At 51.6% G+C, this 13,594-nt stretch carries 14 protein-coding genes; 5 read left to right on the forward strand and 9 right to left on the reverse strand.

What is annotated here, in order from left to right:
• Window positions 1-207: 207 nt before the first annotated feature.
• Entirely contained in the window at window positions 208-1,734 is a 1,527-nt protein-coding gene (rmuC, locus tag ABD892_RS01425; protein ID WP_345193091.1) for a DNA recombination protein RmuC, read from the reverse strand.
• Between the two features lie 119 nt (window positions 1,735-1,853).
• Here rmuC and ABD892_RS01430 point away from each other — a divergent pair, with 119 nt between their 5' ends.
• Window positions 1,854-2,906: an alpha/beta fold hydrolase gene (locus ABD892_RS01430; RefSeq protein WP_345193094.1), complete on the forward strand. Its 1,053-nt coding sequence runs from the start codon at window positions 1,854-1,856 to the stop codon at window positions 2,904-2,906.
• Window positions 2,894-3,427 (forward strand): lipocalin family protein, encoded by a 534-nt coding sequence (locus tag ABD892_RS01435; protein ID WP_345193096.1) that lies wholly within the window; start codon window positions 2,894-2,896, stop codon window positions 3,425-3,427. The genes ABD892_RS01430 and ABD892_RS01435 overlap by 13 nt, the downstream gene beginning before the upstream one ends.
• Window positions 3,428-3,465: 38 nt before the next feature.
• On the opposite strand, the gene ABD892_RS01440 is transcribed toward ABD892_RS01435, so the two are convergent.
• Entirely contained in the window at window positions 3,466-4,065 is a 600-nt protein-coding gene (locus ABD892_RS01440; protein WP_345193098.1) for a Yip1 family protein, read from the reverse strand.
• A 195-nt stretch (window positions 4,066-4,260) separates the two neighbouring features.
• Here ABD892_RS01440 and ABD892_RS01445 point away from each other — a divergent pair, with 195 nt between their 5' ends.
• Window positions 4,261-4,806: a hypothetical protein gene (locus tag ABD892_RS01445; protein WP_345193101.1), complete on the forward strand. Its 546-nt coding sequence runs from the start codon at window positions 4,261-4,263 to the stop codon at window positions 4,804-4,806.
• Between the two features lie 139 nt (window positions 4,807-4,945).
• Here the strand turns inward: ABD892_RS01445 and ABD892_RS01450 are convergent, their stop codons facing one another.
• Genes ABD892_RS01450 through ABD892_RS01460 form a run of 3 tightly spaced genes read right to left on the reverse strand, consistent with a single transcriptional unit; the run spans window position 4,946 to window position 8,183 of the window.
• A complete protein-coding gene (locus ABD892_RS01450) occupies window positions 4,946-6,151 on the reverse strand; it encodes a class I SAM-dependent methyltransferase (RefSeq protein ID WP_345193103.1) in 1,206 nt (401 codons plus the stop codon).
• Window positions 6,148-6,903 (reverse strand): DUF1365 domain-containing protein, encoded by a 756-nt coding sequence (locus ABD892_RS01455; protein WP_345193105.1) that lies wholly within the window; start codon window positions 6,901-6,903, stop codon window positions 6,148-6,150. Before ABD892_RS01455 ends, ABD892_RS01450 begins: the two co-directional genes overlap by 4 nt.
• A complete protein-coding gene (locus ABD892_RS01460) occupies window positions 6,900-8,183 on the reverse strand; it encodes an NAD(P)/FAD-dependent oxidoreductase (protein ID WP_345193107.1) in 1,284 nt (427 codons plus the stop codon). Before ABD892_RS01460 ends, ABD892_RS01455 begins: the two co-directional genes overlap by 4 nt.
• A 67-nt stretch (window positions 8,184-8,250) precedes the next feature.
• Here ABD892_RS01460 and ABD892_RS01465 point away from each other — a divergent pair, with 67 nt between their 5' ends.
• Window positions 8,251-9,030: an SDR family NAD(P)-dependent oxidoreductase gene (locus ABD892_RS01465; RefSeq protein ID WP_345193109.1), complete on the forward strand. Its 780-nt coding sequence runs from the start codon at window positions 8,251-8,253 to the stop codon at window positions 9,028-9,030.
• Here the strand turns inward: ABD892_RS01465 and ABD892_RS01470 are convergent.
• Complete coding sequence (locus ABD892_RS01470; protein ID WP_345193112.1) at window positions 8,990-9,952, reverse strand: MerR family transcriptional regulator; 963 nt, start codon at window positions 9,950-9,952, stop codon at window positions 8,990-8,992. The genes ABD892_RS01465 and ABD892_RS01470 overlap by 41 nt on opposite strands.
• A gap of 105 nt (window positions 9,953-10,057) precedes the next feature.
• Window positions 10,058-11,032 (reverse strand): YbgA family protein, encoded by a 975-nt coding sequence (locus ABD892_RS01475; protein WP_345193114.1) that lies wholly within the window; start codon window positions 11,030-11,032, stop codon window positions 10,058-10,060.
• Between the two features lie 161 nt (window positions 11,033-11,193).
• On the opposite strand from ABD892_RS01475, the gene ABD892_RS01480 reads away from it, so the two are divergent.
• Window positions 11,194-11,646, forward strand: coding sequence for a PAS domain S-box protein (locus tag ABD892_RS01480; RefSeq protein ID WP_345193116.1), 453 nt, complete (start codon window positions 11,194-11,196; stop codon window positions 11,644-11,646).
• A gap of 33 nt (window positions 11,647-11,679) precedes the next feature.
• Here ABD892_RS01480 and ABD892_RS01485 read toward each other — a convergent pair whose 3' ends face one another.
• Both ABD892_RS01485 and phrB read right to left on the reverse strand, forming a co-directional pair.
• A complete protein-coding gene (locus ABD892_RS01485) occupies window positions 11,680-12,117 on the reverse strand; it encodes a nuclear transport factor 2 family protein (RefSeq protein WP_345193118.1) in 438 nt (145 codons plus the stop codon).
• Window positions 12,114-13,544 (reverse strand): deoxyribodipyrimidine photo-lyase, encoded by a 1,431-nt coding sequence (gene phrB, locus ABD892_RS01490; protein WP_345193120.1) that lies wholly within the window; start codon window positions 13,542-13,544, stop codon window positions 12,114-12,116. Before phrB ends, ABD892_RS01485 begins: the two co-directional genes overlap by 4 nt.
• Window positions 13,545-13,594: the final 50 nt, after the last annotated feature.

Genomic DNA, 13,594 nt, shown 5'->3' on the forward strand with positions numbered 1-13,594 from the left:
TCAGAAAACCGGCCAATAACCATTGGCAGACCTGTCCCGACTGTCTATACCGCAGTCTGCTATAACGAGGCGCCATGACACTTGCTTGCAGTGGCAGGATCATCGCTGAGCTGTTTTCAGCGACCAACCCCTCCCCTCTTCACTGCGGGGTTCACTCTACCTGACTCGAAGAACCAGATATTGATACGCATCAAAAGACCATAGGTATTAGCCGAGACTTTTGTTGCTTTCTTCCAGCAATTCCACCTCTTCCACGGGTGTGCTGATCTCGGTGACAGAACGGTCCAACAAGTCCTGCGGTAACTGTTTTTTCACCTTGACGCCCAGCTCCACAAACTGCTGCGCCTGGCGTACCAGATTACCCCGTCCCGAACTGAACTTGTTCATGGCGCCATCATAGGTCTTTTTCACGGTATCCAGCTGACTACCCAGTTTCTGCATGTCGTCCGTAAACCCACGCAGCTTGTCGTAGAGCGCGCTGGCTTTTTCAGCAATTTTTTCCGCATTTCGATTCTGGTGTTCATAGCGCCAGATATTTTCGATAGTACGTAATGCCACCAGCAGGTTGGTTGGGCTGACCAGCATAATATTGTGCTCCAGCGCTTCCTGGAACAGTGAAGGCTGATGTTCAACCGCGGCATAAAAGGCAGGCTCGACCGGAATGAACATCAAGACATAATCCAGCGTTCTGACGCCATCCAGATCCTGATAGCTTTTGGCGCTCAGCCCCCGGATGTGGTTACGCAGACACTGCACATGAGCAGCCAGTGCCCGACTCCGTTCTACATCATCGTCTGCCTCATGATAACGACTGTAATCCACCAGCGAGACCTTCGAGTCGATCACCACATCCTTACCATCAGGCAGATGAACGACCACATCAGGCTGAAGCCGTTCGCCATCGGTGTTCTTCAGTGAGACCTGTCGTTCGTATTCATGCCCTTCACGCAAGCCAGACTCTTCCAGTACACGATCCAACACCAGCTCCCCCCAGTTCCCCTGGGCTTTCTTGTCCCCCTTCAGGGCACGGGTCAGGTTCAGGGCTTCCTGGCTCATCTGCTGGTTCAGTTCACGCAGCCCCAGCACTTCATCACGCAGGGAGCGGCGCTCCTTGGCTTCCGTGATATAGGCATCGTTAACCTGCTGTCGGAAGTCGGAGATCTGCTGCTTGAACGGCCCCAGCAAGCCATCCAGTGCCATTTTATTCTGTTCAGTAAAACGAGAGGCTTTCGCTTCAAAGATGCGGTTCGCCAGATTTTCAAACTGCTGATTGAGCCTTATTTCAGCCTGCTCCAACAACCGGATTTTATCGTCAGCCGCTTCCCGCTCTTTGTCCCGTGCCGCCAGTGCTGTTTTAAGTTCACTTTCCGATGCCTGCAGCTGTTGCTGTCGCAGCTCTGCATCACGCAAAGTCATCCGCAACGCTTCCATCCCCGTGAGACGCTCTGCCGACCGCGCCAGTTCGAGTTCCAGGGTCTGAATGCGCTGTCGCGCCGTTTCCTGTTCCTGTTGCAACTGCGAAACGGTTTCCTGCTGACGGCGATTTTCCGTTTCAAGCCAGGCCTGGCGCTCCACCGACTGCAGGCGTTCTGTCTCGAGGAATTGTTGCTCTCGCAGTGACTCTGTTTCACAACGCTGACGGGTTGAAGCAGCACTGATCTTCCAGGCTGAAACAGCGACAATGGCTGCTACCGCAACGAGCAGGAGGGTATAAACAAGGAAGGACATCGTCATCGTTCAGACAATCCATTCTGAGGGTTAACAGGGTTTCAGGGAATAGTACTACCGATCGAAATCACATCCCATTCGCAGCGGCCACAGCACCGGCTTTTCTGACATAATTCAGTAAGAAAATGTCGACCCGGGCCATGGTTATTGCCGGGGGAACAGCCTATGATCACCGGCAACAGACCAAACAAGCAAAGGAATCCTGCCGCATGTTTTCCGAGGGGTTTTTAACCGTTTTTCTGATGGTTGTTCTAACTATCGGAATACTGATTACCATTGTCCTTATCAAAGGCCGTGCACGACAACAGACAGTGGCGTCACTGTCACACTGGTCGCAACCACCTTCACGATTTGTCGAGGTTAATGGACTCAAGGTTCACTATCGGGATGAAGGAGAAGGCCCGGTGCTGATCCTCCTCCACGGACTGTTTTCTTCCCTGCATACCTGGGAAAAGTGGGTTAATCTGCTACAGGACAGGTATCGCATCATCCGTATTGATGTACCGAACTTTGGCCTGACAGGCCCCTTCCCCAACAGCAAGGTCGATGATCAGACCTACATGCAGTTTCTTGAAAATTTTGTGACCACGTTAAAACTTGAGCGTTTCCATTTAGCCGGCAACTCACTGGGTGGTTATTTTGCCTACCAGTACGCCTCTCGCTACCCGCAACGCGTTAACAGGCTGGTGATGCTGAATGCCGCCGGTTACTTTTTCATCCCGCCAGCCGCATTGATTGCCTGGGGCATGCCGCTGCTGGGTCGTATTGCAGATTATACGGAAGCGCCTTACGGCCTGTTCGCTTCACTGGTACGCCGAGCTTATGCTGATCCAAGCAAAGCCACTTCTGATGAAATTAGACGCTATAACGAACTGCTGCATCGGGATGGCAACCGGGCTGCCGGTGGCCGACTGATCCGGCATATCCGTAACTGCGTCGGTTTTGATACTTCACGTACCCAACTGCTTACCATGCCCACGCTCATTATGTGGGGCGATCAAGACCACTGGATTCCTGTACGTCATGCACCAAAATACCATCAGGCCATTCCGGGCAGTGAGCTAATCGTCTATCCAAACGTTGGGCACATGCCGATGGAAGAGATTCCTGAACAAAGTGCCCGGGATCTCATTCAATTCCTTGATGCCGCACAGGAGTCATCTGTATGCAACGCCTGATACTGACGCTCTGCCTGTACCTATCCACGGGATATGCCCTGGCCCAACCCCTGACCACCGTTCCCCAGGTTGATCTCAACCGGTATGCGGGCCAGTGGTATGAAATTGCCCGGCTACCCAACGTCTTTCAGCGCAAGTGTGTTGCCAATGTCATGGCAACTTACACCCTTCGGGAAGACGGCGATATTGATGTACTGAACCAGTGTGAGAACAAGGACGGGAAAATCCAGAGCGCACAGGGATTGGCCAGAAGCACCAACCCGCCGGAGAACTCGCGTCTGGAAGTCAGCTTTTTCAATGTTCTGGGCATCCGGCCGTTCTGGGGAGATTACTGGGTCATTGCACTGGATGATGACTACCAGTATGTCGTGGTGGGAGAGCCTGACCGTGACTATGCCTGGCTACTAAGCAGAACCCCCACATTACCAGACGAAACCGTCGCAAAGGCAATCGCCATACTGGAAGCTGAAGAATTTCCTGTCGATCAACTCATCTATACCGTTCAAAAGCCCAGGGATTGAATGAATGAGCCGGCAGCCATGGCCGGCTCACAATGGTGTTATCCAAGACTGAAGATCGAACCCAACCCCATGTCCCACAGCACGATGGTCATCACTTTCATGGAAACCAGCACCACGAGTCCGACCGCAACGATCAAGGTTGCCATCATGAAGCCCTGTTCAAACGGTATATGCATGATATGAGGCAAGCCTGCATACAGCAGGTAAACCGCATAGGCAATCGCCGCCAGAATGCCAAACAAGGCCAGGGGAATTGAGGGGAACAGCCCCAAAAAGCCGGTCAGATAGAGTGGTGTGGCCGTATAAGCGGCAAATATGACACAACGGCTCCAGGAAGGATCACACCCATAAGTCCTGGCCAACCAGTGAATGAACAGCCCCATGATTGTCACCGCGCAGATAATGCCCAACCAGGCGGCAATCCCCAGAAGAAACGCACTCATCGACTCCAGCCGGATGGTATCAAGCCCGGTAGACCAGCCGGTAACACTGGTGCCATACCACATACAGAGACCTGGCAAGGCCGCCAGGACCACCAAATGGGACAGGTATCCATGGCCATGGCGCTCGATTTCACGGTCTATGTCTTCCCATTCTTCATGAGGGTGGGCGAATAACCCTGCAAGATGATCCAACATGCTCAGAACTCCTTCCTGACCCGCAGGCATTGATCCATTTGCACTAAAAAACCGTTTTTATGCTTACTGTGCCCTGCTTCTTAAAATGCCACTTACCTCTTTCAGAACGGTATTAAAGATTCATTTTCATCTAACAAGAATATGTTTATTGTACATAATTAATTATATGTATAATTATAGACAAGGAGTCTGGTAATGAAACAACTGCATTTTCTGGTGAAGGATATTGATGAGGCCGAGGCAATAACCCATTACATGGAAACCCTTGGCATAGCCTATGAACGCACGCATGTGACCTACAAGCATCCCCAGGCACTGGAGGAAAGGCACCTGCATAGCACCACCTTATTGGAAGAGGTAGATATCATTCACTCCGGCGAACGGGGACTGATGATCGGCTTCATTGCCAGCGCACTGGTGAGTTTCAGCTTGTACAACCTCCTCTACGGGCAGGAGATTGCTTTGATCGTGACGATATTTGCCGGGCTGGTCACGCTGGGATTCTGCACATGGGTCGGAGGGATGATTGGCGCCTCCTGCGACAATTATCGGCTGGATCCCTACCATGATCAGCTTGCCGCGGGCCAATGCCTGGTGATGGTGGATGTTACGCCCCATCAGGAACAAAGTTTCCTGGAGAAGCTCAATCAACAGTTTCCAGACCGGCACGTTTGTGGTGAGAGTTCCTCCATTGATAATCCCTTTGAAGGTTCCATGCACCTGCACAAGCACACCCTGTAATAGCTATACGGGGTGGCTGTTCGTATAACACCAAAAAACGTGCAAAGAAGTAACAAGATAAAAACCGTTAGGTACTGCCCGATCAAATGATCGGGCTTTTTTTAACTATTGACGCGATAAAAAAATTGAGAGGAAAACACTACCCGTCGAGCCGGAGTTGCACCAGATCAACCGTGCCCTTGAGAAAACCCGCCTCACAATACGCCAGGTAGTAGCGCCAGAGTCGCATGAAATAAGGATCAAAGCCCTGTGCAACAACGTCATCCTGCACAGCGTTAAAGCGCTGATGCCAAAGTGAAAGTGTCCTGGCATAGTCATGACCGTACTGATCCGAACTCGCCACTTCCAGCCCCTGACCGGCCGCCAATGCATGAAGATGCGATACGGTAGGCAACATCCCGCCGGGAAACACAAAGAGCTGGATGAAGTCCGGATTGCGACGATACTGCTCAAACCGTGCTTCATCAATGGTAATGATCTGCAATGCTGCCCGCCCACCGGAGCGCAAGCAACGCTTAACGACGTTAAAATAGGTCGGCCACCAAGCTTCTCCGACCGCCTCGAACATCTCAATCGACACAATATGATCCCAAGTGCCATCGAGCTTCCGGTAGTCCCTGAGTTCAAAGCTGACCAAATCGGCAAGACCTGCCCGCTCAATGCGCGCTTGTGCAAATGCCAATTGCTCGCGGGACAATGTAATCCCCGTGACACGGTACCCCTGGCGGGCGGCATATTCTGCAAATCCCCCCCAACCACAGCCGATTTCAAGAATATGATCCCCCGGGGTGGCATCCATCGACTCCAGCAAGCGGGCATATTTTCGCGTCTGCGCTCGCTCAAGGTCATGGTCATCGGATGTAAAAATGCCCGATGAATAGGTCATGGAAGGATCCAGCCATAACCGGTAAAAATCATTACCCAGATCATAATGGGCGGCGATATTTCGACGACTGCCTCTCAGAGAATTTCGGGCTCCCCAATGCTGAAAGCGCTGCATCAGACGTCCAGGCAAGCCCAACCCTGCAGATGGCTTCAAGGCGGTTTCATTATCCGCAAACCAGCAAAACAGCCTTGTCAGGTCTGAGGTGTCCCAATGCCCCTGCAGATAGCTCCTGGCAAAGCCAATTTCACCGGCCACTAGCAGAGCTTTGACGATGGCAGCACCATCATTGAGCCGCAAGTCAGCCACTTCTCCGGTTTTCTCGCCTGTCACCTGATAGCTATGCTGTTCACCGGCTTCAATCAACAACTTACCCTGGTTAGCCTTGTCAAGATGGCCAATAAGTTGTCGCATAATAAATGGCAGACTGAGGCTACTGCCCACATCCTGATCAGGCATCATGACTTGGTTTCTCCCGGATGAGTGTAAAACGTGGCGCCCCGTAACCAGATCTTTAAAGCGTGCCAGTGGATCATGACCATCACTTTAAGGGTCATAAACGGCATCCGGGCCATAAGCTTCAGGAGCCGCCCGGTGGTCAGGGGGATTGCTTTGGTGTTTTGGGTTGCGACAAGCATCAGCTTGCCGTCGGAATACTCGTTGATTGCAGTGAACTGTCGTGTTCCGGCTTTTCTCAGGGTGAAGTGATAACAGGCATCCATGCCAATAAATGGCGATACATGAAAAACCTTTTCTCGCTGGAATCGTACCGCCTGAGGCAATGGACGTCCTTTGTCATGCACAACATAGGGGTGCCGTTCACCGAAGGTATTGCGGACTTCGAGAATAATGGCAATTAATTGCCCATCGTCGTTTTCACAATACCAGTGTGACATCGGATTGAAGGTATAACCGAGTACGCGGGGAAAGCAGAACAACGTAATCTTTGCCGGTACTTCCTGCAGCCCTGCCTGGCGTAGTGTTTCGTTTGCCCAGGCTATTAAACCCTTGCTATCCCCCGCACCATGATCACGGGTATAAAAGGACAACAGATTAAAACGGTTCAACGACAACAGAGGATTTTGCCGGCCCAGATGATCCAGCTGCATCAAATCAATGGCAACGCTGAATACCCGGTAAGAAAAACGGTATTCCACCGGAAATAAACGCCGGTGCATGACCTCGCCAGCGAACACACTCACGGGCTGGCTCATATCACCACCTGCCAAGGCGCTTTAATACCCAGGCGATTGCAGAGCTCAACCGCAGACCGGATACCGTCTTCGTGGAATCCATAACCAAAATAACTGCCGCAGAACCAGCGGTTATTTTTTCCCTGCAGGTCTTTCAGCGATGATTGTGCGCGTATGGCCTCTCGGTCAAAAACCGGATGATGCCAGGTAATTCGCTTGATGACTTTATTCTTAGCCGGCTCTGACAAAGGGTTCAGACTGACCAGATAATTCTTTGCGCCTTCAGGGAGTTTCTGCAGGATATTCATCCAATAGGTTACTGAAACCGGGCGCCCTGCCAGCCGGTAATCAGCCAGGTAGTTCCAGGATGACCACACCTTGCGGCGTTCAGGCATCAGACGTTCATCGGTGTGCAGCCAGGCAGTATTCTCCTGGTAGCGAAAACATGACAACAACGCCTGTTCATCCTCGGTCGCCCTTTTGCCCAACAAGGCCAGCGCCTCGTCAGCATGGCAGCCGAAGACAACGTTCTCTGCGAGGATCTGGTTTCCACTCGCGGTATGAATACGGTAAACCTGACCATCATGCTCGACCCGCTCCACGGGAGAATCACTGAAACGGGGCCCCGTCAGCTGCGCCAGAAGCGCCTGAACATAGGCCTGACTGCCGCCCTTGACGGAATACCATTGTGGGCGATCAGACACGGATAGCAGCCCATGATTGGCAAAGAAACGCAGGAAACTGGCGGCAGGAAATTCCAGCATGGTAGCCAACGGGCAAGACCAGATCGCCGCAGCCATCGGCAGCAGGTAGTGATCACGAATCCCCTCCCCCAACCGCAACTGGTTCAGGTAGTCCCTCAGCGACAAATCAGGCTCAATACCGGAAGACAGGTCCTCACGGGCCCTGGCATTGAACTTGAGAATATCGGCAATCATCCGCCAGTGGGAAGGACTGAACAGCTTACTGCGCTGGGCAAACAAGGTATCCAGGTTATCACCGGCATACTCAATATCGCCCTGCCCAATTGAGGCAGAAAAAGTCATGGGCACGGCCTGGCAGTCAACATTCAGATGGTCAAAAAAACTGGAGAGATGGGGGTAGTTTTTGCGGTTGAAGACGATAAAGCCGGTATCAATACCCATAGGGCCAGCAGGATCATCGACCGGCACCGTATGCGTATGACCCCCAAACCATTGATTTTGTTCAATCAGAGCAACATCATGGTGTCGGGACAGCAGCCAGGCTGAGACCAGTCCGGACACACCAGCGCCGATTACAGCAAATTCACAGGTATGCATGACTTCGCCCTTTCTTGTACATTATATTTTTATTGTATAATAAATATAGTCGATGCGAGAGTAAACCATGTATAAGAAAAAGGCATTACCCCAGCATATCTGGATTATTGGCGGCAGCACTGGTATTGGCCGGGCACTGGCTCTGGATCTTGCGCAGCAGGGATGCAGGGTCGCCGTGAGTGCCAGAAATCCTGATAATCTTGTACAACTCGAAAAAGCCAGCAAAAGCGCTACAGGCCAATTAATGGGGTATCCTTGTGATGCGACTCAACTACAAGCGCTTCACAACAATGCTGACCAGATTTTCAGCCAGCAAGGCATTCCTGACGTGGTCATCCTGAACGCCGCCATTTACGACCCACTGGAACCGGACACCTTTTCTTCTGAGCAGGAATGGGAGGTCATGCGTATCAACATACACAGCGTCTTTAATGGGCTGGACATGTGCCTCAACTACTTCCCTGCGCCTCCGAAGCAGATTCTCATAACCGTCAGCCCCTCAGGCTATCGAGGCTTACCGGGAGCAGGGGCATACGGTGCCAGCAAGGCCGCACTAATCAATCTGGCTGAATCCATGCGCCCGACACTGGCCAGACGAGGTACTCGCCTGCGACTTATCAGTCCGGGATTTGTCGACACTCGCCTGACCCGAAAAAACCGCTTTGCCATGCCGGTACTCTTAACACCACAGCAAGCCAGCCAACGTATCATTCAAGGCCTGAGGGGAAACCAATTCGAAATTGCATTTCCGAAACGATTAATCTGGCCACTAAAACTCCTTTCACTGCTGCCGGCTTCCCTATGGTTTAAGCTGACTGCGGAACTTCAGAAAAGAGATCCGGAATAACGGATCCCAGTGTCTGGTCAGAGCCAGGCAATAAGAGGTGGAACCCGCCTGGCACCAGTATCTTTTGATGGATTCTGGCACTCTGACCGGCGACAATCACCGGCACGGTCAGCGTTTGCCCGACACGCAACAAATCCCGAGACAAGGTCGTTCGATCCAGCGCTGAGTTCCCCTGCAAAACGACAGCTGCCACCTGTAGTTTCTCTGCTGCCAGCGGAATTTCGATGAGGGGAATACTGGCGCCAAGATAATGAACGACACAGCCGTGCGAGGCCGCAGAGAGCGATAAAAGGAGCAACTCCATTTCTGAGACTTCACCAGGCAGAGTAAGAAACATGACACTGCAGCCACCATCAGCCTGCGACTGACGGTTCGCGTTGTACAGTTTCAATCCGATACGCGTCCTCAGGAAATTCTCCAGAAAACGCTCTTCCAGCCGGTCACCGTACAATCCCTGCCAAGCGCTCTGCAATTTGTCGAGCATCGGCCCAAACAATCGCAGAATGACGGTATCTGCGGGGTACTCAGCCATCGCCTGATTGAACACACTATCCAGTCGTTCTTCATTCAATGCCTTGAGTGCTGCAATGAAACGATGCTGGTAGATATCCCAGACACCATCATCAGAAAGACTGGCCTCCGGCTCCGGCGCGGTTACGGACTCTTCAAGCAACTTGCTCACTTTACTGACGGAGACACCCCGGTTTATCCAGTCCGTGATGGCGCGGATCTGCCTGACATGATCTTCAGAGTAAAGACGGTGCCCCTTGGGGGTTCGGTGAGGTTTCAACAAGCCATAGCGACGCTCCCACGCTCTCAGGGTGACAGCATTGACGCCCGTCAGCCGGGACACTTCCCGGATGGGCAACATTGCGGAATTAGCGCCTTCGATATCAGGGAGAACGTCTTCTTTATCAGTCATCACTTGCGGTTTCCTTTGATCCCGGGCGATTCTACAGAATCACGCACCGCCTGTCCCAAGCAGGTCTTGATTGTTTGACGGCTTCAGCAAATGGACAGACTATGCCTATATTGTGTTCCTTAAACCCAGCACCTCAGGATGCGGCTGAAGATAAACCTGCTGTTGAATATAGTCACCACCACTGCGTTGCAGGTAGTTTCTCAGCATGGTCATCGGTACCACGAGGGGCAGTACGCCCTGCCGATACTGCTCAATGAGTTTAAGAATCTCTTCACGCTCACTGCCTGCGACGGTCTTCTTGAGATAGCCCATCAGGTGTAGCATCACGTTAGTATGGGACTTCCGCGTCGCACGCTTAGCTAGCGTTGCCATGAAGATATGGATGAAAGTTTCCATTAGTTCATCAATCGGAACCGCTTTACCCTTTGCAATCCATTGACCCAGTTCGGTGTAATTTTGCGGGCTGTGGGCCATGACCTGGTACTTGTATGCCGTATAGAAATCAGCCACTGCCTTGTGCGATGGGTCAGGCATTACTTCGGTTTGCCAGCGGTGCCAGGCAAATACCCGGGTGAAAAAATTCTCGCGCAGGATCGGGTCATGCAGACGCCCCTCCTCTTCCACCGGTAACAACGGATTCTCTGTCATCAGGCTGCGGGCAAACACACCCGGTCCATTATCACCCGATGGAATACCATTTTCTCCGTAGATCTTCACCCGCTCCATCCCACAGCTGGGCGATTTCTGCATGAGAATATAACCACTGATATCCTTGAGCTCGCGTGCTTTCTCTCGCCCATAAGCTTCGAGCTGTTCTGTCACGTCACGATCAGGTGTATCCGTACCCACAACACGGTAGTTATCAGACGTCCCCACCAAGCGAATAGGTTCTCTTGGTGTCCCCAGACCAATGCCGACCTCCGGACAGACCGGCAGAAAATTGAAATATTCCGCCAATGTATTCATACAAAAAGATGAGCGCTTATGTTGGCCGTTATAACGAACCTTGTGCCCCATCAGGCAAGCACTAATACCCAAGGTTATATGACGCTGTGGTTTTTCTAGTGGTACAATAGCCATGAGCACCTCTTTTTTTTGTACAATCATAAAAACAATGTACAACTTTATATCAGTTTAGCAAAGCAATCCCTGACAAATTCGTCAGTATTGCCACCGCAAAACTTGATAACCGGCCTGGATATTCACATAGTTGTACAAGGCGCTTTTTGGGAGAGAAGGCAATGATTGAGCCGACCTTGCTGGAAAAACTGGTGGATGAATCGAATGACGGGATTGTCGTCGCCGAACGCGAAGGCGATGAGAATGTTCTCATTTACACCAATGCAGCCTTCGAACGCCTGACCGGCTATAGCAGTGAGGAAATCCTGTATCAGGATTGCCGCTTCCTGCAGAAAGAGGATCGCTGCCAGGATGCAATTCAACGGATTCGCGAAGCGCTCAAACAGGATCAACCCACGTGCGAAGTCGTCCGCAACTACCGTAAAGATGGATCCATGTTCTGGAACGAACTGCGCATCACCCCGGTATTCAATGACGATGACCAGCTGATGTATTACATCGGTATCCAGAAAGATGTCACTGAACAGATGGAAGCCCGGGAAAAAATTGAAGCACTCGAGCAGGAGATCGAGGCGCTAAAATCAAAAATTGCATCACTCGAAGGCGGTAAATAACAGACATCACGACTAGCGTCCATCATAAAAGCATCAGTCGTCTGATAGCCTCCTCTTCAGCGCCCTGATAATTGAACCCACTATTGGCAGATGCTCGTAAAGGAAAGCGCCAGCATCAAAGTAATCCCGATGGCGAATCACCTTGCCTGCTTCAGTAAATTCCAGTCGACTGCAACCGGGAATATCAATGGGCTCACCGCCCCGCAGCCGCGGATGCGCATAACGCAACACCCACTCGACACAGGCCTGATCATCATCAACCAGCGTTTTACTAAAAGAGAAACGGACTTCAGTCACATTCTCATACATGTTGGCGATATACTGCCTCAAGGACGATAAGCCCTGCACATGATGCAAGGGATCAGAAAAGGCTATATTTTCATCGTAGATCTGATCCAGCGTATCAATCGTGTCAGCGCTTATCGCAGACCACACTTCAAGAAACCGGCCGAGATGTTCAGAGTCATTCATGAACGCAACCCTTTGAAGGCCTCTATCACACGCTGGCGTGATGCGGAATGATCAACAATCGGCGCCGGATAATCCAATGCGCCGAACAAATCGCCCGTCTTTCCCTTCAACGGTTGATGAATTGCTTTATTGTCCAGCGCTGCCAGCTCAGGCACCCACGTACGAATGAACGTGCCGTCCGGGTCAAATTTCTCGGATTGGCTGACAGGATTAAACATCCTGAAATACGGCGCCGCATCGGTACCGGTACTGGCTGACCACTGCCATCCCCCGTTATTAGCGGCCAAATCGCCATCCACCAGATGACGCATGAAAAAGCGCTCGCCTATTCGCCAATCCAGCATCAGGTTCTTGGACAGGAACATCGCGGTCACCATGCGCAAACGGTTATGCATCCAGCCCGTAGCCACCAACTGTCGCATGGCTGCATCGACCAGGGGAAAGCCGGTTTTTCCGGATTCCCAGGCTTCCTGTAAAGCAGAGTCATGCCGCCAGCTCAGCTTGTCCGTTTCAACCTGAAAAGGACGATGCATCGAAACCCGGGGAAACGCGACCAGTATATGCTTGTAAAACTCTCGCCATACCAACTCCCCTAACCAACAGGTAATACCGGCATTCCCACTATCCAGTTCACCATTGTTGGCACAAACGGCGGCATCAAAACACTGACGAATAGACAACACGCCAGCCACCAGCCAAGGTGACAGACTGCTTGTGCCATCCAAAGCGGGAAAGTCTCGCTGCTCAGCATAGCGTTGAACGCGCGATTCAATAAAATCGTTTAAACATTTATGGGCAGACGCCTCATCAGGTTCCCATCGTTCAAGGATATTGGATGCCGTCGGAGTATACCGATCAACAGGAACAGGGTCTGAAGCGATATCAAGAGACGTTTGCTTTGATGGTGATGGACACGGCATCCAGTCTTCAGGACGCAGATGCCGGTAGACGGCTTTCTTGAAGGGTGTGAAAACCTTGAAAGCCTCCCCCTTTCCCGTCATTACCCGGCCAGGTTCTACCAGAACCGCATCCGTGAAACGATGCGAAGAGAGCCCGGCGGCATCAAATGCTTCTATTACTTTCCTGTCCCTGTTTTGCTCATTAACACCGTATTCATCATTAAACCAGATACCCTGACATTCCAAGGAACGTGCAAGATTGAGCAACAACTCTGCAGAATCAGAATAATAAACAGCCTCTTTAACCAGCAAAGGGATATTGAGCTTAGCCAAACGCTGCTGAAGCGAAGCCACACAAGAAAGACTGAAAAACAATTTATTCGGACTATCGTCATGATTAGCCCACTGACCCGGCTGGATCAGGTAAACACCCACCACATCACCAGCCTGGGATGCCTGATAAAGCGCCTTGTTATCTTCAGCCCTGATATCGGTCCGGAACCATACCAGTTGTCGGGTTTTAGCCACACCTTACCCTCCTCTCCGCCAGAGCTCTCAACATATCCCGAACCGTTCTT

It is taken from the genome of Kistimonas scapharcae, from assembly GCF_039540975.1.
GTDB classification, from domain to species: Bacteria; Pseudomonadota; Gammaproteobacteria; order Pseudomonadales; family Endozoicomonadaceae; genus Kistimonas; species Kistimonas scapharcae.

Coding starts and splice junctions, on each gene's coding strand:
- ABD892_RS01430 (WP_345193094.1), top strand. CDS start 1,854: ATGTCGACCCGGGCCATGGTTATTGCCGGGGGAACAGCCTATGATCAC.
- ABD892_RS01440 (WP_345193098.1), bottom strand. CDS start 4,065: ATGTTGGATCATCTTGCAGGGTTATTCGCCCACCCTCATGAAGAATGG.
- rmuC (WP_345193091.1), bottom strand. CDS start 1,734: ATGACGATGTCCTTCCTTGTTTATACCCTCCTGCTCGTTGCGGTAGCA.
- ABD892_RS01435 (WP_345193096.1), top strand. CDS start 2,894: ATGCAACGCCTGATACTGACGCTCTGCCTGTACCTATCCACGGGATAT.
- ABD892_RS01445 (WP_345193101.1), top strand. CDS start 4,261: ATGAAACAACTGCATTTTCTGGTGAAGGATATTGATGAGGCCGAGGCA.
- ABD892_RS01480 (WP_345193116.1), top strand. CDS start 11,194: ATGATTGAGCCGACCTTGCTGGAAAAACTGGTGGATGAATCGAATGAC.
- ABD892_RS01475 (WP_345193114.1), bottom strand. CDS start 11,032: ATGGCTATTGTACCACTAGAAAAACCACAGCGTCATATAACCTTGGGT.
- ABD892_RS01450 (WP_345193103.1), bottom strand. CDS start 6,151: ATGATGCCTGATCAGGATGTGGGCAGTAGCCTCAGTCTGCCATTTATT.
- ABD892_RS01455 (WP_345193105.1), bottom strand. CDS start 6,903: ATGAGCCAGCCCGTGAGTGTGTTCGCTGGCGAGGTCATGCACCGGCGT.
- ABD892_RS01485 (WP_345193118.1), bottom strand. CDS start 12,117: ATGAATGACTCTGAACATCTCGGCCGGTTTCTTGAAGTGTGGTCTGCG.
- ABD892_RS01460 (WP_345193107.1), bottom strand. CDS start 8,183: ATGCATACCTGTGAATTTGCTGTAATCGGCGCTGGTGTGTCCGGACTG.
- ABD892_RS01470 (WP_345193112.1), bottom strand. CDS start 9,952: ATGACTGATAAAGAAGACGTTCTCCCTGATATCGAAGGCGCTAATTCC.
- ABD892_RS01465 (WP_345193109.1), top strand. CDS start 8,251: ATGTATAAGAAAAAGGCATTACCCCAGCATATCTGGATTATTGGCGGC.